This is a genomic window from Sanguibacter sp. Leaf3 (genome assembly GCF_001425965.1).
GTDB classification, from domain to species: Bacteria; Actinomycetota; Actinomycetes; order Actinomycetales; family Cellulomonadaceae; genus Sanguibacter; species Sanguibacter inulinus.
The window spans coordinates 618857-641527 of sequence record NZ_LMRH01000001.1; the positions used below are offsets into that span (position 1 = coordinate 618857).

Sequence of the window (22671 nt, forward strand, 5' to 3'; positions counted from 1 at the left end):
CCGATGACCAGCGACCAGCCCTTCCCCCTCCCGCGCATCGGCACGGGCACCGACGTGCACGCCTTCGCCGACCCCGCCGACGGGCGCGAGCTGTGGGTCGCCGGTCTGCACTGGCCTGGGGAGAACGGGCTCGCCGGGCACTCCGACGCGGACGTGGTCGCCCACGCGGCGGCCGACGCGATCTTCTCCGCGACAGGCCTCGGCGACCTCGGGTCCAACTTCGGCACGAGCGCCCCCGAGTGGGCCGGGGCGAGCGGCGCAGCCCTCCTCGCCGAGGCCGCAGGGCGTGCTCGTGCCGCGGGGTTCCGGATCGGGAACGTCGCGGTCCAGCTCGTCGGGAACCGGCCCCGCCTCGGTGCCCGCCGTGCGGAGGCCGAGCGGGTGCTCAGCGAGGCCGCCGGAGCGCCCGTGACGGTCACCGCCACGACGACCGACGGCCTCGGGCTCACCGGCCGCGGAGAGGGCGTCGCGGCGCTCGCGACAGCCCTCGTCGTCCACGAGGGCTGACCGCCCCAGGGTCTGTCCTGCGCGCAGTGCCAGGTCTACGCTGAGTGGCACCCGCCCGACGACGCGCACCAGGAGCCAGCCGTGCAGAAGATCTTCCCGTGCCTGTGGTTCGGCGACCAGGCAGAGCAGGCCGCCGAGTTCTACGTCTCCGTGTTCGAGCGCTCCAGCATCCTCGAGGTGTCGCGCTACGGACCCGGAGCGCCCCTGCCCGAGGGCACAGCGCTCGTCGTCACCGTCGAGATCGACGGCTCCGTGGTCCGCGCCCTCAACGGCGGTCAGGACATCCCCTTCTCCGACGCCACGTCCCTGGTGGTGCAGGCCGAGACCCAGGACGAGGTCGACAGGCTCTGGGAGGCGCTCACCGCAGACGGCGGCGCCCCAGGCCGCTGCGGCTGGCTCAAGGACAAGTTCGGCTTCTCGTGGCAGATCGTGCCCGAGCGGCTCGGCGAGGTCATGCAGCAGCCCGACCCCGCCGCGGCGATGAGGGTCATGGAGGCGCTCATGGCGATGGACAAGATCTCGCTGCCAGACCTCGAGGCTGCCGCGCGCGGCTGAGGTCGGCCGCACGAGCGGCTGAGGCCAGCCGGACGATCGATACCGCCGCGAGCCCATCTCCGCCGTCACGAACCGCCGTCCGCCGCCACGCACCCCACCACGCACCGCTGCGAGCTCAGCCGAAGAGACGTGTCGTGTAGGCGTTGGCGAAGAGCCGACCGGGGTCGTAGGTGTCGCGCACAGCGCAGAAGTCCTCGAGGCGCGGGTAGAGCCCGACGAGGTCGTCCCTGCGCAGGGAGTGCAGCTTGCCCCAGTGCGGGCGTCCTCCTGCTGCCCGGAAGATCTGCTCGACGCCCTCGAAGTACCTGTCTCGCGGCATCCGGGCGTACTGGTGCACAGCGACGTAGGCCGACTCGCGACCATGCGCCGTCGACAGCCAGACGTCGTCGGCCGCGGTGAACCTCACCTCGACGGGGAACGGCACGTGCAAGCCCGAGACCGTGATCCACCTGTCGACCTCCCGGAGCACCTCGGCCACGTCGGCCCTCGGGAGGGCGTACTCCATCTCCGCGAAGCGCACCCGACGCCGTGACACGAAGACCTCGTGCGAGGCCGCCGCGTAGGTGCGGGGAGCGAGCGCCCGTGAGGCGACCGCGTTGATCTGCGGCGTGAGCCGGGGCACCGCTGTGGCGATCTCGTTCGTCAGCCAGAACACCCCGTTGGAGAGCAGCTCGTCGTCGACCCACCGCCGCCCCGAGGCCCACGCGTCCAGGGTCCACCGCGCGATCTGCCCGGTCACGCCGTGAGCTGCTGACGACGGCGGACTGACGCCCGGGACGCCCTCCCACGGGAGATCGGTGCCCGCCCCTGCAGGCCCGCCCAGCCTGTCGTTGCGCTTGGTCAGGGCCCTGCGGGTGTGCGGGAACCAGTACATCTCCATGTGGTCGTGCGCGTCGACGAGGTTGCCTGGCCCGTCGAGGCGCTCGAGCACCTCGTCGAGGGGGCAGGGTTCTTCGCGGGCGACCAGCCAGAAGGCCGGGACGGCCAGGATCGTCACGGCCAGCACCACCCCGACCGCGCCGAGGCCGAGGCGCGCGGCCTCGAAGAGGTCTGGGGAGGATTCAGGGCTCGTCTCGAGGACCTCACCTGCCGCCGTCATGACGCGCACGCCCCGGACCCGTGCCGCCAGCCCGGTGAACCTGACGCCCGTCCCGTGCGTCCCGGTCCCGAGGGCGCCCGCGACGGTCTGCCGGTCGATGTCCCCGAGGTTCTCGAGGGCCAGGCCCCGCCGGGCGAGAGCCAGGTTGAGCGCGCCGAGCCGCATGCCGGCGCGCACGGTGACGAGCGCTCGACCGTCCCCGAGCGGGAGCACCCGCTCGACCTGCTCGTGGTCGTGCCCGTCGGCCGCCCGGACCGACCGTCGGTCGAGCCGCGCGAGGTCGACCATCGTCCCCGACGTGGTCGCGGCACCCGTGAAGGAGTGGCCGCTGCCCACGACCCGCAGCCCCTCGCCGCGCTCGGCGGCGCCGGCGAGCGCCTCGCGGAGCTCGTCGGTCGAGCGTGGCTCGACGACGGCCCGCGGCCGGCACTGCGCAGTGCCGCCCCACGTCGTCCAGAGAGCGGGACGCCTGCCAGGCGGGATCCTCATGCTGAGCACTATGGAGCCCGTGCAGACCATGGTCAAGCATCCAGATGGTGCACCATGATGGTCTGACGTCTCACGGCGAGAGCGCCGAGGACGACGCACGACGGACCAGCAGAAGAGGAGCGCGGCGCGATGGGTTGGTCACTCGAGGAACGACGCGGGCGCATCGTCGACGCCGCCGTCCAGCTCGCCACCGACCGTGGGATCGAGCACCTCACCCTGCGCGCCGCGGCCGACGTCGCCGGGATGTCGTGGGACACCGCCCGCGAGAGCTTCGACGACCACGCCGACCTGCTGCGTGCCGTGAGCACAGCGGTGACCCGGCTCAACGTGCCCGTCGAGGACGTCGACCTCACGGCAGTCCCCGCGGGCAAGAGCTTCGAGGACCGGGCCCTCGCGGTCGCCCACGGGTTCTGGGACCAGCTGACCTCCGACCGCGAGCTCCAGCTGGTGAGCTTCGAGATCTTGGTCCTCGCGCTGCGGCGCACGGCGCTGCGTCCGCTCGCCGCCGGCCAGCAGGAGGACCAGCGGGACCTCGCCGCGCAGGTCCTCACCGAGTTCGCCGAGAGGAACGGCGTCACGTGGGACCGTCCGGTCGCCGAGGTCGCGCGCTTCGTGGCGACCTTCCTCGACGGCCTCACGACCTCGTGGATGATCGACGGCGACGACGACGCGGCCGCAGCCCAGCTCGAGCTGCTCGTGCGGTCCCTGGCACTCTTCGTCGAGGACCCGTCCTGACCGGCGGGCAGCTCGTCGCGCGGCTCGACGCCGCGACCGCCGGTCTGCCCGCCCCCCTCGCCGTCGTCGACCTCGACACCTTCGACCGCAACGCCGCCGCGCTGGTCGCCAGGGCGGCCGGGACCCCGGTGCGCCTGGCCACCAAGTCCGTCCGTGTGCGTGCCCTGGTCGAGCGCGCGCTCGCGGTCCCGGGCTTCGCAGGGCTCATGGCCTACTCGCTCCGCGAGGCGCTGTGGCTCGTCGAGACCATGCCCGGCGCGGCGACCGACGTGCTCGTCGCCTACCCCTGCGTCGACCCGGTCGCCCTCACCGAGCTCTGCAGGTCACCCGAGGCGCTCGCGCGCATCACGCTCGTGGTCGACGACCCGGCACACCTCGACCGTGTCGCCGCGGCCTGGCGCGCCGCAGGGGGCCCGGACGCACCGGTCCGGCTGTGCCTCGACGTCGACGCCTCGTTGAGGGTCGGACCCAGGCGCTGGGCGCAGGTGCACCTCGGGGTCCGGCGCTCGCCCGTGCACACCCCCGAGGAGGCTGCGGCCTTCGCCGCGCGGGTCGCGGCGACCTCAGGCGTCCGGCTGGTCGGGCTGATGTTCTACGAGGCGCAGGTCGCCGGTCTGCCGGACACCAGCCCAGCCGTCCGGCTGGTGAAGCGGCTCTCGGTGCGGGACCTCGACAGGCGCCGGCCCGCCGTCCTCGCGGCGGTCGAGCGGCACGTCGGGACGCTCGGGCTGGTGAACTCCGGGGGTACGGGGTCGATCGAGACCTCCGCGGCGGCCCCTGTCGTCACCGAGGTGGCTGCAGGCTCGGGGCTCTACGCACCAGGTCTGTTCGACGGGTACAGGGCGCTCGGCGTCGAGCCCTCCGCCTTCTTCGGTCTCGACGTCGTGCGACACCCCTCGCCGCGTGTCGTGACGGCCTTCGGCGGCGGGTACGTCGCCTCCGGGCCGCCGTCGGCCGTCCGCCAGCCGCGACCGGTCGGTCGCGGGCTCAGGCTCACGGCGCGAGAGGGGGCGGGCGAGGTGCAGACACCTCTCGAGGTCGGCCGCGGTGCCCGGGTCCCCGCGATCGGCGACCGCGTGTGGTTGCGGCACGCCAAGGCCGGGGAGGCTCTCGAACGCTTCGACCACGTGCACCTCGTCCGCGGCGACTCCGTCGTCGAGACCGTGCCGACGTACCGTGGCGAGGGCCGGAACCACGGCTGAGCCCGCCGACGACCGCCCCGAGCCGGCGTCTTGGAGGGTGGACACCGCCGTCCAGGTGCGGCGATGCCACGCTAGCGTTCCCGCCCCGGTAGCCTGGGGCCTGTGAGCCTCCGCCTGTATGACACCGCTACGCGTGACGTGCGCGACTTCGTCCCCCTCGTCGAGGGTGAGGTCGGCGTCTACGTCTGCGGGGCGACGGTCCAGGGGATGCCGCACATCGGGCACATGCGCTCGGCCGTCGCCTTCGACGTGCTCGCCCGCTGGCTCGGACGCACGGGCCACCGGGTGACCATGGTCCGCAACGTCACCGACATCGACGACAAGATCCTCGCCAAGTCCGCCGCAGCCGGCGAGCCCTGGTGGGCGTGGGCCGCGACGCACGAGCGCGCCTTCACGCACGCCTACGACGCGCTCGGCAACCTCCCGCCGACCTACGAGCCGCGGGCCACCGGCCACGTGACCGACATGGTCGCGCTCATGGAGCGACTCGTCGCCGCCGGGCACGCCTACCAGGCGGGCGAGGGCGACGTGTACTTCGACGTCCGCTCCTGGGAGCCCTACGGCTCCCTGACCAACCAGCGCCTCGAAGACCTCACCCCGGCGACCGAAGAGGTCGACGCGGGGGTCAAGAAGGACCCGCGCGACTTCGCGCTGTGGAAGGCCGCGAAGCCCGGTGAGCCCACGACGGCCTCGTGGCCCACGCCCTTCGGTCGCGGGCGCCCCGGCTGGCACCTCGAGTGCTCGGCCATGGCGCAGCGCTACCTCGGCGACACCTTCGACATCCACGGGGGCGGTCTCGACCTGCGCTTCCCGCACCACGAGAACGAGCAGGCCCAGTCGCGCGCGGCCGGGTACGACTTCGCACGGCTGTGGATGCACTCGGCCTGGGTCACCCAGGGCGGGGCGAAGATGAGCAAGTCGCTCGGCAACGGGCTGCTCGTCACCGAGGTGCTCGGCCGGACCCGTGCGGCCGTGCTGCGCTTCGCGCTCGCGGGCGTGCACTACAGGTCGATGCTCGAGTGGACGGCGGAGACCGTCGCCGACGCCGACACCACGTGGGACCGCTTCGTGGGATTTGTCGACAGGGCGACCGAGCGGGTCGGTACGGTGACCGTCGACGAGGTCGTGGCAGCAGAGCTGCCGTCGGCCTTCGTCACGGCGATGGACGACGACCTCAACGTCTCGGCTGCCCTCGCGGTCGTGCACGAGCACCTCAAGGCCGGTAACACAGCGCTGGCCGGGGGCGACGACACCGCAGCCCGTACCGAGCTGGTGCTCGTGCGCTCGATGCTCGACGTGCTCGGTCTCGACCCGGCCGCGTGGGCGACCTCGTCGACCACGAACAGCTCAGCGACGGCGCTCGACGCGCTCGTCACCTGCGAGCTCGAGGCACGTGCGCAGGCGCGCGCGGCCAAAGACTTCGCCACCTCGGACGCCATCCGGGACCGCCTCGCGCGGGCCGGGATCGTCGTCGAGGACTCGACTCTCGGCGCGCGATGGACACTCGCGGCCACGACTACGGAGGACCAGGACTGATGGCAGGCAACTCACAGCGCCGCGGAGCGGTGCGCAAGCCCGGTTCGAAGAAGGGCGCGAAGACAGGTTCGGGCGGATGGGGACGGCAGGCCCTCGAGGGCCGCGGCCCGACCCCCAAGGCCGAAGAGCGTCCCTACCACGTGGCGGCGAAGCGCAAGGCTGGTGCCGAGCGCGCCGGGGCGACGGGCACGGCTCCGCGCTCCAACGGCCGTCCGAGCGGCGGCAGCCGTCCGACAGGACGTGGCAAGGGCCCGAAGAAGTCGGGTTCGGCCACCCACGAGATGGTCTCGGGGCGCAACGCCGTCCTCGAGGCGCTCCGCGCGCGCATCCCCGTCACGACGGTCTACATCGGCACGCGCCTCGAGGCTGACGACCGCACCCGCGAGATCCTGCAGATCGCCTCGGGCCGCGGCTACAACCTCCTCGAGGTGACCAAGCCCGAGCTCGACAGGCTGACCGACGACTCCGTGCACCAGGGTGTCGCCATCCAGGTCCCGCCCTACGAGTACCGCGACCCCGAGGACCTCCTCGACGCCGCGGCAGAGGCCGACCAGCCTGCGCTGATCGTCGCCCTCGACGGTGTCACGGACCCCCGCAACCTCGGCGCCGTGCTGCGCTCGGCGGGTGCCTTCGGCGCCCACGGCGTGCTGGTGCCTGAGCGTCGCTCCGCCGGTGTCACGGCCTCGGCGTGGAAGGTCTCGGCCGGTGCCGCGGCCCGCGTCCCCGTGGCTCGTGCCACGAACCTCACGCGCACGCTGCTCGAGTACAAGTCGGCGGGCTGCTTCATCGTCGGTCTCGACGGGGGCGGCGAGGTGTCGGTCGGAGACCTCGCCTTCTCGGTCGACCCGATCGTCCTGGTCGTCGGCTCCGAGGGCAAGGGTCTCTCACGCCTGGTCCGCGAGACCTGCGACGCGATCGCGTCGATCCCGATCGCCTCGGCTGTCGAGTCCCTCAACGCCGGTGTCGCGGCGGGCATCGCCCTCTACGAGGTCGCGAAGGTCCGCGCCGAGGCCTGACGACCACAGACAGCACGAGAGAGGCCGACCCCAGGACCGCGCGGTCCCGGGGTCGGCCTCTCTCGTGCTGGGCTCGCTGAGGGGCCCTGCTACTCCTGCTGGTCTGCGGACTCTGGGGGGAGGCCGAGGATCGCCATCTCGTCGGGGCGGTCGCGCAGGACGTTGTCCACGTAGCTGGCGACGGCCTCGGAGAGCGGGACGTCCCGGCCCTGCTTCTCGGAGATGAACCAGCGGTGGTCGAGGACCTCGTGGAACAGCTGGGCGGGCTCGAGCTTGCGGCGCTGGTCGCGCGGGACGGCGCGGACCGTCGGCTCGAAGACCCCGGACAGCCAGTCGTGCGCGACGAACTCTTCTTCGTCGTTCTGGCGGTCGGTCGCGGCCCTGTAGGAGTCGAGGTCGTTGAGGAGGCGCCGGGCCTGGTTCTCCTGGACGTCGAGGCCCGTGAGGCGCAGCAGACGGCGCGAGTGGTGCCCGGCGTCGACCACCTTCGGCTGGATCTGCACGCTCGTGCCGTCGATGTCTGTCGTGATCTCGAGCTCGCCGACGTCGAAGCCCAGGTGGTTGAGGCGTTCGATGCGGGCAGCCACGCGCCAGCGGTCCTCGGAGTCGAAGGACTCCTCGTCGGTGAGCGCGCTCCACAGCTCGTTGTAGCGGTCGACCAGGGCGTCGCCGATCGCGATGGTGTCGACGTCCTCGTCGAGGAAGTCGCCGGCCGCGAGGTCCATGAGCTCGCCGATGATGTTCGTCCGGGCGAGGTCGACGTCGTAGTTGCGCTGGCCGTCGGTCAGCTGGGGGTGCAGGTCGCCGGTCTCGGCGTCGACGAGGTACGCGGCGAAGGTCTCGGCGTCGCGGCGGAACAGCGTGTTGGACAGCGACACGTCACCCCAGTAGAAGCCGATGAGGTGCAGACGCACGAGGAGCACGGCGAGGGCGTCGATGAGACGCGTCGCGGTGTCGGGGCGCAAGGTCTGGCTGAAGAGCGAGCGGTAGGGCAGCGAGAACTGCAGGTGCTTGGTGATGAGCACGGCCTCGAGCCGTTCACCGTTCGCGTCCTGGCGACCGGTGATGACCCCGACGGGCTCGACGCTGGGCACGCTGATGCGGCTCAGCTGCCGCAGCAGCTCGTACTCGCGGTAGGCGACGGACTCGCCGATCTCCTTGACGGCGATCACGCCGCCGGACATCTTGACGAAACGCACGATGTGCCGCGAGATACCGCGGGGGAGCGCCGCGAGGACCGACGAGGGCCACTGCTCGAGCGGCACGTCCCACGGGAGGTCGAGGAGCGCCGGGTCGGGCGAGGCAGCGGTGATCTGGAGGTTGTGCGCCACGGGTGCGGTCCTTTCCGTGGTGGGAGCCGCACGCGGGCGCTCCGACCGTGGGGTCGCGGTGCGCCGTCGACCGGCGCGCAAGAGTGTCAGCAGTCAGTGGACCACATGCGTGGCCCGGCACGGAAAGTGACGGGACGAGACGAGGAGCACAGCAAAGGGCGGGTACCGACCAGCTGGTCCGTACCCGCCCTCGCTGTCACGTCACTGGCTGGAGAGACGCAGACCCGTGCTGGGCGAGAAGACGTGCTCCTGGCCCTGGCGGATCGAGACGTAGATGCGCTCGCCCTTGGCGGGTGCGGTCCGCGGGTTGATGCGGACGATGACCTCGTGGTCGCCGGCACCGGCCGACGAGAGGTCGGCGCCGCCGAGGTCACCCTTGAGGGTGCCGTAGACGAACGCGTCGGAGCCGAGCTCCTCGACGATGTTGACCTGGACCTCGAGGGCAGCCGGGTCGGTCTCGCTGACGATGTCGAGGGCCTCGGGACGGAAGCCGAGGGTGACCTTGCCCTTGTCCTCGGCCGTGAGACCAGCAGCAGCCTCGCGGGACAGCGGGATGCGAGCCTTGCCGATCTCCGCGACGCCGTTCGTGACCGTGAAGGTGCCGAGGTTCATGGCCGGGGAGCCGATGAAGCCTGCGACGAACACGTTCTTGGGGGAGTCGTACATCTCGCGCGGCGTGCCGACCTGCTGGAGGAGACCGTCCTTGAGGACCGCGATGCGGTCGCCCATGGTGAGCGCCTCGGTCTGGTCGTGCGTGACGTAGACGGTCGTGACGCCGAGGCGGCGCTGGAGCGACGCGATCTGCGTACGGGTCTGGACACGGAGCTTGGCGTCGAGGTTCGACAGCGGCTCGTCCATGAGGAACACCTGCGGCTGACGCACGATGGCACGGCCCATGGCGACACGCTGACGCTGACCACCCGAGAGGGCCTTCGGCTTGCGGTCCAGGTACTCGGTGAGGTCGAGGATCTTCGCGGCCTCTTCGACACGGCTGCGGATCTCGGCCTTCGGCTTGCCGGCGATCTTGAGCGCGAAGCCCATGTTGTCGGCGACAGACATGTGGGGGTACAGCGCGTAGTTCTGGAACACCATCGCGATGTCGCGGTCCTTGGGCTGCACGTCGGTGACGTCACGGTCACCGATGAGGATGCGGCCCGCGTTGACGTCCTCGAGGCCTGCGAGCATGCGCAGCGAGGTGGACTTTCCACAACCCGAGGGGCCGACGAGGACGAGGAACTCGCCGTCTTCGACGTGGAGGTTGAGCTGGTCCACCGCAGGACGCTCGGTCCCGGGGTAGATGCGGCTTGCGTGGTCGTACGTGACCGTAGCCATGGCGATACATCCCTTCACCGGCAGGTACGTGCCGGACGATCCGTTGTGAAAGGTGTCAGAAGCGTCTTCGCTGACACACCCACACCTGCGACGGTGTGAGCCAGGACTCATCCTGCCACAGAATCTGGGGGGTGGTGTCTCGGACGGGTCTCGGTCTCACGAGGTGCTCGTGCGCTTGGGGCCGGGACCCGTCCGGAGGTGTCAGGAGAGCAGGTCCGCCACCGTCGCGAGGACCTGCGCGGCTTCGTCGACCGAGGCCACCCGGAACCGCGCAGCGGTCTCGCCCGCGCCGACCTTGACGGTGACGTCGGTCGGTGCGAGCACCTCGAAGGCCCGTTCGTCGGTCACGTCGTCCCCCATGTACAGGACGGCTGCCGCGCCGAGCTCGTCGCGCAGCCGGGTGAGCGCGAGCCCCTTGGAGGTGTCGAGCACGGCGATCTCGACGACGTCCTTGCCGGTCATCGTGTGAGCGCCGTAGCGGGCGCCGACGGCGCGGGCGGCGTCCCCGGCGCGCTCGGCCGCGCCGGGCTCGGCCCGGCGGGTGTGCAGCACGGCGGCCGAGGGCTTGTCCTCGACCCAGGCACCCTCGGCCTCGGCGGCGACGGCCTCGAGCCCGGCGCGCACCCCGTCGAGGGTCGCGCGCTCGTCGGGCGTGAGGGCGAAGGGGTGCCGCTCGACCGACGACGTGCCCTCTACGCCGGAGGTCTCGGCGTCGGCTGACGCGGCGACCACGTGGCCCTGCTCGGCCCCGTGGCTGCCGACGAGCGACGTGCCCACCGGGGCCCCCGACAGCTGCGCCAGCGTCGCGAGGTCGCGTCCCGAGACGAGCGCGAGGCGGACGTCTGCCTGGGGGAGAGCGGCGAGCCTCTCGAGCGCCGCAGCAGCGGCAGCCGTGGGCGCCGACGCCGACGGGTCGTCGAGCAGCGGCGCGAGCACCCCGTCGAAGTCGCTCGCGACCAGCACGGGGTGACCGGCGGAACGCCGCGCGACGAAGGTCGCGAGCGCTGTGGTGAGGTCCTGCTCGAGCGTCATCGTCATCCTCGGTCGTGGGACGCGAGGTCCCGTCGGTGCGCCGCTGCGGTCGCGTCGCCTCGGGCGTCGTCAGAGTGGGTCTGGTCGCCGTCCTGCGGGATCGCGAGGGTGTCGAGGAACCGGCTCGACCACTTCGCGACGTCGTCGGTGAGGACCCTGCGGCGCAGCCGGCGCATGCGCTTGCGCTGCTCCTTGGGGTCCATCGTGGCGGCGCGCAGGATCGCGTCCTTCATGCCGTCGATGTCGTGCGGGTTCACCAGGACGGACCCGGCGAGCTCGTCGGCAGCCCCGGTGAACTCGGACAGCACGAGCACGCCCGCGTCGTCCGAGCGCGCGGCGACGTACTCCTTGGCGACGAGGTTCATGCCGTCGCGCAGGGAGGTGACGAGCATGACGTCGGCCGCGAGGTACAGGGCCGCCATCTCCTCGGGAGGGTAGGAGTGGTGCAGGTAGTGGATCGCGCTGTGGCCGATCTCGCCGTACTCGCCGTTGATGCGCCCGACGAGGACCTCCACGTGCTCGCGGAGCTCCTGGTACGCGCCGACGTTCTCGCGGCTCGGGCTCGCGACCTGCACGAGGGTGCAGTCGGCCGGGTCGAGGCTGCCGTCCTGCAGGAGCTCGCCGTAGGCCTTGATGCGGTGGCGGATTCCCTTGGTGTAGTCGAGACGGTCGACACCGAGCATGACGATCTTCGGGTCGCCCAGGTCGTGCCGGATCTCCCGGGCGCGGGCCTGCACCTCGGGGGAGCGGGCGAGCTCGTCGAAGCGGCGCGAGTCGATCGAGATCGGGAAGGGCGCCGCGCGCACCGTCCGGGCCGGGGCCCCGTCGGTCGCGGGGACGTGGATCATCTGGCCGCGCGTGGTGAGGTCGGTCAGGCGGCGCACGGCACGGGAGAAGTTCGCGGCGTCACCGGCGCGCTGGAAGCCGATGAGGTCGGCGCCGAGCAGCCCCTCGACGACCTGGCGGCGCCAGGGGAGCTGCTGGAAGATCTCGAGCGGGGGGAAGGGGATGTGGTCGAAGAACCCGATCCGCAGGTCCGGGCGGATCTTGCGGAGCATCCCCGGGACGAGCTGCAGCTGGTAGTCCTGCACCCACACCATGGCACCGTCGGCAGCCTGCTCGGCTGCGGCATCGGCGAAGCGCTGGTTCACCTTGCGGTAGGTGTCCCACCACTGCCTGTGGAAGGCAGGGGGCGCGATCACGTCGTGGTAGAGCGGCCAGAGGGTGTCGTTGGAGAACCCCTCGTAGTAGCGCTCGACCTCGCCAGCGCTCAGGGTCACCGGGACCAGGCGCATGTCGTCGGCGTCGAAGGGGTCTGCCTCGAGGCCTGGGGAGCCGGCCCAGCCGACCCAGGCGCCGTCGGCGCTCTGCATCACGGGCTCGAGCGCCGTGACCAGGCCTCCTGGAGATCTCTGCCAGCTGACGGTCCCGTCGTCGTCGACCGACATGTCGACCGGGAGGCGGTTCGCCACCACAACAAGGTTGAAGCCATCTTTACCCACGCGTGATCAACTCCTTGGATGTGGTCCAAGGGTATAGACACTGTGCGCACGGTGCTCAATGAGCCCGTGTGAGGCTGCTCTCCAGCGTACGGTAGCCCGATGGAGCGGATCGGACTAGAGCCCGGGACCGAGGTCGGCGGGTACAGGATCGTCTCGCCCCTCGGGGCGGGCGCGATGGGGGCTGTGTACCGCGCTGTCGACGGCGGCGGGAACGTCGTGGCCTTCAAGGTGCTCCACGCGCACGTCGCAGCAGACGCCGACATGCGGGCCAGGCTCGGTCGTGAGATCGCGGCGCTGCGCCGCGTGGACCACCCGGCCGTGGCCCACCTGCTCGACGCCGAGCCTGACGCCTCCGACATGTTCATCGTGACCGAGCTCGTCGACGGGCCGACCCTCGAGGCGGAGATCGCCGACGGTGGCCCCCTCGGGCCGACAGACCTCTACGAGCTGGCCGACCAGCTCGCCGACGCCCTCGTCGCCGTGCACGCCGCCGGGGTGATCCACCGCGACCTCAAGCCGAGCAACGTCCTCATCAGCCCGGAGGGGCCCGTGCTCATCGACTTCGGGATCGCCCACGGGCTCGAGGACGCCCGCATGACCTCTGTCGGCTTCGTCATGGGCACCCCCGGCTACCTCGCGCCCGAGCTCATCGACCGCGGCGACCCCTCGCCCGCGAGCGACTGGTGGGGCTGGGCCGCGATGCTCGTCTACGCGGCGACAGGACGCGCGCCCTTCGGTGTGCGACCCCTCGACGCCGTCATCGCCCGGGCCCACTCGGGCGACCCCGACACCGCAGGGCTCGGGCCCGTCACGACAGCCGCGCTGCGCGGTGCGCTCGACGCGAACCCGGCCCGCCGGTGGTCGGCCGACCGTGTCGTCGAGGCGCTCCGGGTGGCCGCCGACCGCGGCGACACCCCGGGGACCACGTGGTCTGGGCTCGGCGGCTACGGCTCTCTCGCCCCGGGTGCGGCAGCAGCCGTCGGTGCCACCCAGGTGCAGGGGCCGCAGCCCGACGGGACCGAGGTGCTCGGCAGCCAGGTCGGTGGACCGGCCGGCGCGCAGCCCTCCGGGACCGAGGCCTACGGCTCGTGGCCCGACGACGGCACCCAGGTCGCGTCGGTGGCGGCGCGCGAGGGGACGGGCACAGCGATCATGCCCGTCACCTTCGACAAGGAGCCCTACCCGTCCCAGCCGATGCCACCCTCGTACGGCCCGGGCGGTGACGGTCAGTCCCGGTATCAGGGCCAGGCCGGACCGCCGCAGGGCCAGCCCGGGCCGCCGCAGGGCTTCGACCCTGTCCTCCCCGGCTACCAGGGCGGACCGGAGCGCGGCTACGTCCCGCCGCCCGTGCCGCACAGGCCGCTGGCCGTGTTCGCGCTCGCGGTGCCCTTCGTCCTCGCCGCCGCGACCTTCCCCGGGCGGGCGCTCGTCGCGCTCCTCGCCGTCGTCCTGGTGTGCCGCGTCGTGGGGATCAGCCACTCGAGCCTGCACGGGCGGCGCGAGCAGCGTGGGGTGCGGGCCTCTGACACCGCTCAGGCTGTCCTGCGGGCCCCGTGGCACGTGGTGCGCGCAGTCCTCGCGACGATCCCGTCCGTGCTCGTCGCGGCGAGCGCCGTCGTCGTGCTCTGCGGACCTGTGTGGTGGTTGCTCACCACGGACAGGCTGGTCATCGGGTCGAACGGCTCGGGCGGGGGCACAGCCCCGGACGGGGGCAACGAACCCTGGGTGTACGCGACGCTCCTCGGGGCCGCTGCGCTCCTCGCTGCTGTCCTGCTGTGGTTCGGTCCGGTGACCTCTCTCGCCCGGCACGGGGCCAGGGTGGTCCTGCGCACCGTGGCGCCCGGGTGGATCGGCACCCTCGTGATCGTGCTCCTCGCGGCGCTCGTGAGCTGGTTGTTCCTCGGTGCTGTCCTCGACGGGAGGGCTGTCGAGTGGGCGCCCCTCCAGGAGCCGCCCAGGTTCGATCGGTAGTGTCGGGGGCTGACGCAGACCCCGGCGCACCCCCATCACCCACGCTTCGCCCCGAGAGTCCTTCATGCTCAGCACCCACCCCCAGAGGTCCACGGCGGACCGCCGCGCCCAGGCGCAGGCGAACGCCGACCAGGCCGCGCGCGACCAGGCGCGGCGAGACCGTCGTACCCGCGTCGTCCTCGGGGCAGCCGCAGCGCTCGCCGTCCTCACCGTCGCGCTCGTCGTGTGGTTCGTGCTCGGACGTGGTGGCCCTCGGGTCGAGGGGATCAGCGAGCTGCCTGAGGGCGTCGACGCGCCCTCGGTCTCCGACGCCCACGGTGGCATCTCCTTCGGTGCGAGCGGCGAGGCCGGGTCGACCTCGGGCGAGGACGCCGTGCGCGTCGACGTCTACGTCGACTTCCTCTGCCCGGCGTGCGCCCAGCTCGAGGACGTCAACGGCACCGACCTCGAGAGCCTGCGGTCCGAGGGGTCGGCGACGGTGGTGCTGCACGCCATCAGCTTCCTCGACGCCAAGTCCGACGGCGGCAGCTATTCGACCCGCGCCGCGGCAGCCTTCGCCTACGTCGCCGACGAGGCCCCCGCCCAGGCCTACGACTTCCAGGCGGCGCTCTTCGACAGCCAGCCGACCGAGGGGTCTGCGGCGCTCAGCGACGAGCAGATCGAGGGCATCGCGGTCCGGGTGGGCGTGCCTGCAGACGTCGCCGAGGGCATCGACGGGGAGCGCTACAGGGACTTCGTCGGTGCGCTCACCCAGGTGGCCTTCGGCGACCCGGACCTCCTCGACGACCAGGGCCGGTTCACGACGCCGACGATCCTCGTCGACGGCACGGTGTTCGAGGGCGACTGGAGCAGACCGGGTGAGCTGCGGGCTGCTGTCGAGGCCGCGGCCGCGGACTGACACGGGCCTTGACCGGCCCTGACCGGCCCTGACCAGCCCTGACCGGCACAGACCGACCTCGGTTTCCCTCCACAGGCCGAGCAGGTAGAGTGGCGCACCGCACGGACCCACCCGTGCATGCCGCCTTAGCTCAGCTGGTAGAGCATCCGCCTTGTAAGCGGAAGGTCGTCGGTTCGAACCCGACAGGCGGCTCCGTCGCTCGCTGCGACCCCGACGCTTCTCTCGCCTCGCACGACGCGACCCGACCCACCCCTCCAGACGTCTCCTGACGGCAGCGCCGGTCCGGTAGCGTCTGTCTGAGCAGGCTGCGCGTCCAGCGTCCGTCCAGGATCGCGCCGTACTCTCCTCACGCCGACCCTCATCCGACGAATGGTTCCGAACTCATGGTCACCAAGCCCCCGCAGTCGCCCAAGGCAGACCGCCGTGAAGCTGCGCGCGCCCAGGCTCTCAAGCTCCAGCAGGAGCAGCTGCGCCGCGAGAAGCGCACGCGCATCACGATCTTGTCGTCGATCGTGGCAGGGCTCGTCGTCGTCGGGCTCATCGTCTGGCTGATCCTGCGCAGCGCGGGCCCGGACTTCACGGGCGCGAGCGAGATCCCCGCCGACGTCGCGCGTCCCGCGACGGCGACCGAGAACGGCGGCGTGACCTTCGGCGTCGACGGCGTCGCCGGGACCGACTCGGGCCCGGACGCCGTGAACGTGGACGTGTACCTCGACTACATGTGCCCCATCTGCGGTCAGTTCGAGGACACCAACTCCGAGGCCCTCGACCAGCTCCGTGAGGCCGGCGACATCACGCTGACCGTCCACGCGATCTCGATCCTCGACCGCGTGTCGCAGGGGTCCGCGTACTCGACCCGCTCCGCGCAGGCCTTCGCCTTCATCGCGGACCAGGCGCCGGAGCAGGCCCTCGACTTCAGCGAGGCGCTGTTCGCCCAGCAGCCCGCCGAGAACACCGCGGGTCTCTCGGACGAGCAGCTCGTCTCGATCGCGGAGAGCGTGGGTGTCCCGGCCGACATCGCGGCGAAGATCCCGGACCTCACCTTCAAGCAGTTCGTCGACGCGAAGACGCAGGTCGCCCTCGGCGACCCCGCGCTGAAGAACGACCAGGGCAGCTTCGGCACACCGACCATCCTCATCAACGGCGAGCAGGTCACCTCGAACTGGACGGTCCCGGGCAACCTCACGACCGAGATCCAGGCCGCCAAGGGCTGATCGTCCCCTCGCACGCAGCAGAGCCACGAGGACCCCGACCGTCACGGTCGGGGTCCTCGTCCGTGTGCTCAGGCGAAGGGCGTGAGCTCGGGGTACTTCGCCGTGCGGCTGTCCCCTGACGAGCGCCGGCGCAGGCGCCGCGACGCCCAGGGGCCGACGTGCTCGCGGAGCCAGTGCGCGTTCTCCCGCACCCACTCGATGCGCGGGACGGGCGGCAGCGGCGTGAGCGGGTCGTCCCACGCGGCGTCGTCGGGCGCCTGCCCGAGCCCGACGAGGGCAGCCTCGGCGACTCGGCGGTGGCCGTCGGTCGTGAGGTGGATGCGGTCGTCGGCCCACATGCGCCAGTCGTGGAGCGACCGCATGCCCCACAGGTCGAGGACGTGCGCGCCGTGGCGCTGGGCGATCGACCAGAGGTGCGCGTTGAGGATGCCTGTGCGGCCACGGGTCATGCCCACGAGCGGGCTGTCCGAGGCGTCGAAGCCGGTGCCGAGCAGCACGTCCGCCCCGGTCTCGCGGATGCGGACCACGGCCTCCTCGATGCTGCGGGCGACCTGGTCGACGTCGACCGAGGGCCGCAAGATGTCGTTGCCACCCCCGATGAGGCTGACCAGGTCGGGCTTCATCTCGAGGGCGACGGGCAGCTGGTCGCCCAGGATCGACCGGATCTGCTTGCCGCGGATCGCGAGGTTCGCGTAGAGCAACGGGTCCTGGCCAGAGTCGATGCGCCTGTGCGAGAGCGACCTCGCCAGGAGGTCGGCCCAGCCGCGGCACTGCGCAGGGTCGGCGGGCTCGGCGTCCCAGAGGCCCTCGGTGAAGGAGTCCCCGACGGCGACATAGCGCGCCCAGGGACCCGGCGCAGGCAGGTGCACGGTCCCTTCGGAGGGGTCGGTCGGTGCATCGGTCGCTGGGGCGGTGTCGTCATGGTCCACCTGTCCATTCTGTACCTCGCCCCGGACAGGTGGATCCGCCAGGTCCCGGTCGTGCCTCTAGAAGAGTGCGTCGTCCGCCGACGGCAGCGACCAGTCGACAGGCGAGGCTCCCTGGGCCACCAGCAGCTCGTTGACGCGGGAGAAGGGTCTCGACCCGAAGAACCCGCGCCGGGCCGACAACGGGCTCGGGTGGGCGGACTCGACCACCGGGACGTCGCGCAGGGCCGGTCGCAGCGTCGCGGCGTCCCGCCCCCACAGGACGGCGACGAGCGGACCGCCGCGCTCGACGAGGGCCTCGATGGCGCGGTCTGTCACCTGCTCCCACCCGGCGCGGCGGTGAGACCCCGCCTCGCCTGCGGCGACGGTGAGCACCCTGTTGCAGAGCATGACGCCCTGCGCCGACCACGCCGAGAGGTCGCCGTTCGCGGGGGCGGGGACCCCCACGTCGTCCCGGAGCTCGGTGACGATGTTGGCGAGGGACCTGGGGAGCGGGCGCACGTGGGGCTGGACCGAGAAGGACAGACCCATCGGGTGCCCGGGGGTCGGGTACGGGTCTTGTCCGACGACCAGGACCTTGACCGCGGCGAGCGGGTCTCGGAAGACGCGCAGCACGTCGTCGCGCGCCGGGAGCACGGAGCCGGGCGCTGCGTCGGCGAGGAGCTCGGCGTCGAGACGGTCGATGGTCTCGGCGACGGGTGCGAGCGCCTCGGCCCAGTCCGGGGCGACGTCGTCGAGCAGGTGGTGGCGGTCGGCCGAGGGGTGGGAGAAGAGTGCGTCTGCCATCTGGAGAGCCTCGCAGACAAGCCCGGGTCGGCGCACGCCGGAGCGGCCGGAGCCCTGCGCAGGACGAATGACACGGGTGTCATTCGCGCGTACGATCGGACGCGGTGAAGCCCTCGTCGCGTGGGGGACGCCGTGCTGCGAGCCACGGCCCGCACCGCGTCGGTGATCCACGGCGTGCACCCAGGCGCGACAGCAGGCACGGCCGAGACGAGACCGAGGAGCAGACGATGATCGAAGCAGTCCCGAGCATCGACGAAGACACCCCGACGTCCTCTGACGACGCCTCGTCGGAGCCCGCCCTCTCTGAGCGGGACGCGGCGGTCCTCGACTTCGAGAAGCAGTGGTGGAAGTACGCCGGGGCCAAGGAGCAGGCGGTCCGAGAGCTGTTCGACCTCTCGGCGACGCAGTACTACCAGGTGCTCAACACGCTCATCGACTCGCCCGCCGCGCTCGAGGCAGAGCCCATGCTCGTCAAGCGTCTGCGCCGCATGCGCGCGACCCGTCAGCGCGAGCGCACGCAGCGTCGCAGCCAGGTCTGACCAGGACCTGCACACCCGCCTGCCTGCCTCGGGGCCGCAGACCCGTTAGCCTTGCCCGGTGAGCAAGTACCCCGAAGACGAGTTCGACCGGACCGACGGGCTCGGCCTCCCCGCCGGCGTCCACAGGACCCCGCGGTCGGCCTGGAGCAAGACCGCCCCCTTCCTCGTCGTCGTCGTGCTGTGCGCGGCGCTCGCCGTCGCGGCGGTCTACGTGCTGTCCCGCACCCCCGGGTCGCCGCTCGACCAGAGCAGCGCGAGCCCGAGCGCGAGCGCGCCTGCCGAAGAGCCGGCTGCTGAAGACCCGGCTGCTGAAGACCCGGCTGCGGAGGACCCCGCGGCCGAGGACCCTGCTGCTGAAGATCCGGCTGCCGAAGACCCGGCCGCTGAAGATCCCGCGGCGGCCCCGGAGACCCCCGCCGAGCCCGAGGCGCCCGTGGCCGACACGTCCGTCGCCGTCCGGGTGCTCAACGCGACGGGCCGCTCGGGCGCTGCCGCCGGTGCAGCCGACACGCTGTCCGGGGCCGGCTGGTCCGACGTCTCGGCCGACAACTACACGGGCGACAGGCTCAACGCCTCGGTCGTCTGGTACCAGAGCGAAGACCTCGCCGACGAGGCGCAGGCTGTCGCAGACCTCCTGGGCATCCCGGCCAGCCAGGTCACCCTCGTCCCCGAGCTGCGCGGACCGCTGTCCGTGATCCTCGCCGGGTAGCACCGTGGACGCGTACGACGTCGTCGTGGTGGGGTCGGGGCCGAACGGCCTCGCCGCCGCGGTCACGCTCGCCCGGGCCGGCCTAGGCGTACTCGTCCTCGAGGCGGAGACCGAGGCCGGGGGCGGCGCTCGTACGCAGGCGCTGCCCGGGTCGGGCACCGGGCTGCTGCACGACACCTGCTCGGCCGTGCACCCGATGGCGCTCGCGTCGCCGTTCTTCCGCGAGTTCGACCTCGCTGCACGCGGGGTCGAGCTCGTCGAGCCCGAGGTGCAGTTCGCGCACCCGCTGGACCGCGGCGAGGCCGGACTGGCCTACCGTGACGCCGCTCGGACCGCCGCTGGCCTCGGGGTCGACAGCGACGCGTGGCTCGTTCTTGTCGGCCGGCTCTCCGAGCACGCCGACGCGGTGGTCTCTGCCGGTCTCGGTGACCGCCGGAGCATCCCGGGCGAGATGCTCTCGAGCGTCGCAGGCTTCGTCGCGACGGCGCGCTTCGGCCTCGGCGTCCTCGAGCAGGGCACACCGTTGTGGGGCCGTCGGTTCCGGGGTGAGGCCGCCCCGGCGCTGCTCACGGGGGTCGCTGCCCACGCGATCGCGCCGCTGCCCACCCTGTCTGCTGCCGGGACGGCGCTCATGCTCGCGACCCTCGCGCACTCGCACGGCTGGCCGCTCCCTCGAGGCGGTTCGGGCGCGATCACCGCTGCGCTCGTCGCAGACCTCCTGGCCCACGGCGGAGAGCTGCGGACCGGCGTCCGCGTCGCCTCGACGGCCGACCTGCCGTCCGCACGGGCCTACGTCTTCGACACGACCCCACGGGCCGCCGCCGACATCCTCGGCGCGCGGCTGCCGGGGACGGCCGAGCGCGCGCTGCGCAGGTTCAGGTACGGCAACGCGGCCGCCAAGGTCGACTTCGTGCTGAGCGGTCCCGTGCCGTGGGCCAACGACGGTGTGTCTCGGGCGGGGACAGTGCACCTCGGGGGTTCACGACCTCAGCTGGTCGAGGCTGAGCGGGCTGTCGCCGCGGGGCGGCACGCTGAGCACCCGGTGACGCTCGTGAGCGACCCTGCTGTGCTCGACCCCGGCCGGGAGGTCGGCGGGCTGCGGCCCCTGTGGACCTATGCGCACGTGCCGGCAGGATCGACCGTCGACCCGACCGAGGCCGTCACCGCGCAGATCGAGCGCTTCGCGCCAGGGTTCCGTGACGTGGTCGTCTCTGCCCACCCCACCACCGCGTCGCGCATGTCCGAGCATGACGCGAACTACGTCGGCGGGGACATCGCGGCCGGGTCTGTGACCATGTGGCAGATGTTCGCCCGGCCGACCCCGCACGTCGACCCGTGGGCGACTGGAGCGCCCGGTGCCTATCTGTGCTCCGCCTCGACCCCGCCGGGGCCCGGGGTGCACGGGCTGGGTGGGTACTTCGCCGCGCGTCAGGTGCTGCGCCGGGAGTTCGGGACCAGGACCATGCCGAGCCTCGCGCCCGAGCGAGGCTGAACCTCTCGGTGGTGCGGGCCGGTGCCTGAGCGTGTGCGGGCCCCGCGGGCCTGTTCGAGCGGGTCCCGACCGTCTCCGGGTCCGCGGTCTGAGGGGTCGTCGTCGCCGCGCTGCATCGGGCTGTCCGACGACCCTGCTGGTCGTGTCAGCCGCGACCGGCAGCGTTGCGTCGGGCTGTCCGACGACCCTGCTGGTCGTGTCAGCCGCGACCGGCCTCGGCCTCGTCGAGCAGCACGAGGGTGAGCAGCACGTTCGCGCTGCTCCACGCGAGCGGCGCGAGCTGGGCCGGGGAGCCGTCGAAGAGCACCTTCTCGGGGATCGAGCCGAGCGTCGTGCGGTGGTCGTCGAGCCACGTCAGCCAGCGCACGGCCCCGGTCTGGTCGCCCAAGCCTGCTGAGGCGAGGGCGAAGACGCTCGTCGTGGGTGTCCACGAGATCCCGTCGCGCTTCCAGCTCGTGCCGGGCGCGAGCCCGCCTCCGGGGCGGGCCATCCGGATGGGGGCGGCATCCCAGGCGCTCAGGACAGCGCGGGGGACCTCGTCGGCCGTCACGGGCAAGAACGGCGGCAGCAGGAACGCGACGGCCGTGTCGACGCTCGACCCTCCGAGGTAGCGGCCGTAGCCGGGCGCGAACGCGTCGTGCACGACCTCGTCGAAGGTCTCGGCGACAGTCGCGACCTCCCGTGCCGCTCGGGCGTCCCCGAGGGCGTCGAGGGCCGGCGGCGACGCAGCGAGGGCCATGAGCAGGGGCGCGCTGGTCCCGAGGGTCTGCTTGGACGTCTCGACCTCCCAGTAGTCGGGGGACGGCGGGGGGAGCGTGGTGCCGTCGTCGGTCAGGTCGCGGATGTGCGCGAGGCTGCGCTCGAGCAACGGCTCGAGGTCGCGAGCCGCGCTGGTGCGGTCCTGGGGCGACTCGATCTCCGCGATCACCGTCGCCGCGGCCCACAGGGCCCACCCTGTCGCGTCGGTCTGGATGCCGCGGTCGTCGGGTGGGCCGGAGCCGTCGGGCAGGTAGCGGGCCTCGAAGGAGCCGTCGGCCTCTTGCACCTGCTGGAGGAACATGACGACAGTGAGTGCGTCCTCGACGTGCCCCGTGCGGGCGAGCGCGACAGCCACGAAGGCGTTGTCGCGGGGCCAGGCGTAGCGCCAGTTCGGCGACCACCCGGCCACGACGGCGCCGTCGTCGAGGGTCAGCGCCCTGACGTCGAGGAGCGCGTCGACGGCCATGTCCTCGAAGTCCGTCCCGGCGCCCGGGACGGTGCCGGCGGCGAGCCAGTCGCGGGACTCCTGAGCCGCGTCCAGCTGGGGCTGCGTGGCTGCTCCGGGGCTCGCCACGGCGACGCGGCTGCCGGGCAGGAACTGCACGTCCGAGCCCGGCGGGATCGGGGTGCGGGTGCCGTCGGGGGCCACCGAGATGCCGGCTGAGGAGAGCGCGACCGTCGCGTTCCGCGGGGAGAAGGGCCAGACCTCGAGGGCCCGTCCTGTGCCGGTGACGACGACCGCTGCGACGAGCAGGAGCGCGAGCAGCGCGGCGCGCGGCCGGCGACGGACGTGCGCTGGGCTCGCGGAGGCGTCGTCGTCGGTCGCTGGCATCGGGTCCACTCTACGAGGACGTCTGGGCGTGCTCGGGTGCCGACGCGGTGGTGCCGGCTGCGGGTTCCGCCGTCGGCGTACCGACCTGGGCGCCGCGGCGCGCCGCCGCCCTTGCACTCTCGGGTCGAGAGTGCCAATAATTGCATTAGCACTCTCGCTAGGAGAGTGACAGAAGCATCGGTCGCTCGATGAGGCCCCGAGGCTACGGC

Annotated in this window: 20 protein-coding genes and 1 tRNA gene; 13 read left to right on the forward strand and 8 right to left on the reverse strand. The window is 72.3% G+C overall.

Going from position 1 to position 22671, the window contains the following annotated elements; translation table 11 throughout:
* The first annotated feature begins 3 nt into the window (after positions 1 to 3).
* Together ispF and ASG53_RS02655 are read left to right on the forward strand one after the other, a co-directional pair.
* Entirely contained in the window at positions 4 to 507 is a 504-nt protein-coding gene (ispF, locus tag ASG53_RS02650) for a 2-C-methyl-D-erythritol 2,4-cyclodiphosphate synthase (RefSeq protein ID WP_056130536.1), read from the forward strand.
* Between the two features lie 81 nt (positions 508 to 588).
* A complete protein-coding gene (locus ASG53_RS02655) occupies positions 589 to 1062 on the forward strand; it encodes a VOC family protein (RefSeq protein WP_056128109.1) in 474 nt (157 codons plus the stop codon).
* A 115-nt stretch (positions 1063 to 1177) separates the two neighbouring features.
* Here the strand turns inward: ASG53_RS02655 and ASG53_RS02660 are convergent, their stop codons facing one another.
* A complete protein-coding gene (locus tag ASG53_RS02660; protein ID WP_056130539.1) occupies positions 1178 to 2650 on the reverse strand; it encodes a D-arabinono-1,4-lactone oxidase in 1473 nt (490 codons plus the stop codon).
* 129 nt (positions 2651 to 2779) lie between these two features.
* On the opposite strand from ASG53_RS02660, the gene ASG53_RS02665 reads away from it, so the two are divergent.
* From ASG53_RS02665 to rlmB, 4 genes are all read left to right on the forward strand, one after another.
* Positions 2780 to 3385 (forward strand): TetR/AcrR family transcriptional regulator, encoded by a 606-nt coding sequence (locus ASG53_RS02665; RefSeq protein ID WP_056128112.1) that lies wholly within the window; start codon positions 2780 to 2782, stop codon positions 3383 to 3385.
* Positions 3382 to 4587 carry an alanine racemase gene (locus tag ASG53_RS02670; RefSeq protein ID WP_056130540.1) on the forward strand — a complete coding sequence of 402 codons (1206 nt, stop codon included), beginning with the start codon at positions 3382 to 3384 and terminating at the stop codon, positions 4585 to 4587. Before ASG53_RS02665 ends, ASG53_RS02670 begins: the two co-directional genes overlap by 4 nt.
* A 102-nt stretch (positions 4588 to 4689) precedes the next feature.
* Positions 4690 to 6123 carry a cysteine--tRNA ligase gene (cysS, locus tag ASG53_RS02675; RefSeq protein ID WP_056128116.1) on the forward strand — a complete coding sequence of 478 codons (1434 nt, stop codon included), beginning with the start codon at positions 4690 to 4692 and terminating at the stop codon, positions 6121 to 6123.
* On the forward strand, positions 6123 to 7139 hold the full coding sequence (gene rlmB / locus ASG53_RS02680; protein ID WP_056128118.1) for a 23S rRNA (guanosine(2251)-2'-O)-methyltransferase RlmB: 1017 nt from the start codon (positions 6123 to 6125) through the stop codon (positions 7137 to 7139). The genes cysS and rlmB overlap by 1 nt, the downstream gene beginning before the upstream one ends.
* Before the next feature lie 89 nt (positions 7140 to 7228).
* Here the strand turns inward: rlmB and ASG53_RS02685 are convergent, their stop codons facing one another.
* The 4 genes from ASG53_RS02685 to ASG53_RS02700 form a co-directional block, all read right to left on the reverse strand.
* On the reverse strand, positions 7229 to 8470 hold the full coding sequence (locus tag ASG53_RS02685; RefSeq protein WP_056128123.1) for a DUF4032 domain-containing protein: 1242 nt from the start codon (positions 8468 to 8470) through the stop codon (positions 7229 to 7231).
* Positions 8471 to 8671: 201 nt separating this feature from the next.
* Positions 8672 to 9802 (reverse strand): ABC transporter ATP-binding protein, encoded by a 1131-nt coding sequence (locus ASG53_RS02690; RefSeq protein WP_056128126.1) that lies wholly within the window; start codon positions 9800 to 9802, stop codon positions 8672 to 8674.
* A 201-nt stretch (positions 9803 to 10003) separates the two neighbouring features.
* A complete protein-coding gene (gene otsB, locus ASG53_RS02695) occupies positions 10004 to 10834 on the reverse strand; it encodes a trehalose-phosphatase (RefSeq protein WP_056130543.1) in 831 nt (276 codons plus the stop codon).
* 2 nt (positions 10835 to 10836) lie between these two features.
* Positions 10837 to 12282 carry an alpha,alpha-trehalose-phosphate synthase (UDP-forming) gene (locus ASG53_RS02700; RefSeq protein WP_235533857.1) on the reverse strand — a complete coding sequence of 482 codons (1446 nt, stop codon included), beginning with the start codon at positions 12280 to 12282 and terminating at the stop codon, positions 10837 to 10839.
* A gap of 153 nt (positions 12283 to 12435) precedes the next feature.
* On the opposite strand from ASG53_RS02700, the gene ASG53_RS20060 reads away from it, so the two are divergent.
* The 4 genes from ASG53_RS20060 (at position 12436) to ASG53_RS02720 (ending at position 16419) form a co-directional block, all read left to right on the forward strand.
* The gene (locus ASG53_RS20060; RefSeq protein WP_056128140.1) at positions 12436 to 14307 is read left to right on the forward strand and encodes a serine/threonine-protein kinase; all 1872 of its coding nucleotides are present in this window, start codon (positions 12436 to 12438) and stop codon (positions 14305 to 14307) included.
* 64 nt (positions 14308 to 14371) lie between these two features.
* Complete coding sequence (locus tag ASG53_RS02710; protein ID WP_056128144.1) at positions 14372 to 15205, forward strand: DsbA family protein; 834 nt, start codon at positions 14372 to 14374, stop codon at positions 15203 to 15205.
* Positions 15206 to 15324: 119 nt separating this feature from the next.
* A tRNA-Thr gene (locus tag ASG53_RS02715) sits at positions 15325 to 15397 on the forward strand.
* Positions 15398 to 15588: 191 nt separating this feature from the next.
* Complete coding sequence (locus tag ASG53_RS02720; RefSeq protein WP_056128145.1) at positions 15589 to 16419, forward strand: DsbA family protein; 831 nt, start codon at positions 15589 to 15591, stop codon at positions 16417 to 16419.
* Positions 16420 to 16487: 68 nt separating this feature from the next.
* Here the strand turns inward: ASG53_RS02720 and ASG53_RS02725 are convergent, their stop codons facing one another.
* Both ASG53_RS02725 and ASG53_RS02730 read right to left on the reverse strand, forming a co-directional pair.
* Complete coding sequence (locus ASG53_RS02725; RefSeq protein ID WP_082543734.1) at positions 16488 to 17348, reverse strand: SGNH/GDSL hydrolase family protein; 861 nt, start codon at positions 17346 to 17348, stop codon at positions 16488 to 16490.
* A 57-nt stretch (positions 17349 to 17405) separates the two neighbouring features.
* Positions 17406 to 18131 (reverse strand): uracil-DNA glycosylase, encoded by a 726-nt coding sequence (locus ASG53_RS02730; RefSeq protein ID WP_056128148.1) that lies wholly within the window; start codon positions 18129 to 18131, stop codon positions 17406 to 17408.
* A gap of 227 nt (positions 18132 to 18358) precedes the next feature.
* Here ASG53_RS02730 and ASG53_RS02735 point away from each other — a divergent pair, with 227 nt between their 5' ends.
* The 3 genes from ASG53_RS02735 to ASG53_RS02745 are packed head-to-tail and all read left to right on the forward strand — an operon-like array spanning position 18359 to position 20871.
* Positions 18359 to 18670, forward strand: coding sequence for a DUF3263 domain-containing protein (locus ASG53_RS02735; protein ID WP_056128152.1), 312 nt, complete (start codon positions 18359 to 18361; stop codon positions 18668 to 18670).
* A 58-nt stretch (positions 18671 to 18728) separates the two neighbouring features.
* On the forward strand, positions 18729 to 19379 hold the full coding sequence (locus ASG53_RS02740; RefSeq protein WP_056128156.1) for a LytR C-terminal domain-containing protein: 651 nt from the start codon (positions 18729 to 18731) through the stop codon (positions 19377 to 19379).
* Positions 19380 to 19383: 4 nt separating this feature from the next.
* Entirely contained in the window at positions 19384 to 20871 is a 1488-nt protein-coding gene (locus tag ASG53_RS02745; RefSeq protein ID WP_056128159.1) for a phytoene desaturase family protein, read from the forward strand.
* A gap of 199 nt (positions 20872 to 21070) precedes the next feature.
* Here the strand turns inward: ASG53_RS02745 and ASG53_RS02750 are convergent, their stop codons facing one another.
* Positions 21071 to 22462, reverse strand: coding sequence for a glycoside hydrolase family 15 (locus ASG53_RS02750; RefSeq protein ID WP_156382640.1), 1392 nt, complete (start codon positions 22460 to 22462; stop codon positions 21071 to 21073).
* Between the last annotated feature and the right edge of the window lie 209 nt (positions 22463 to 22671).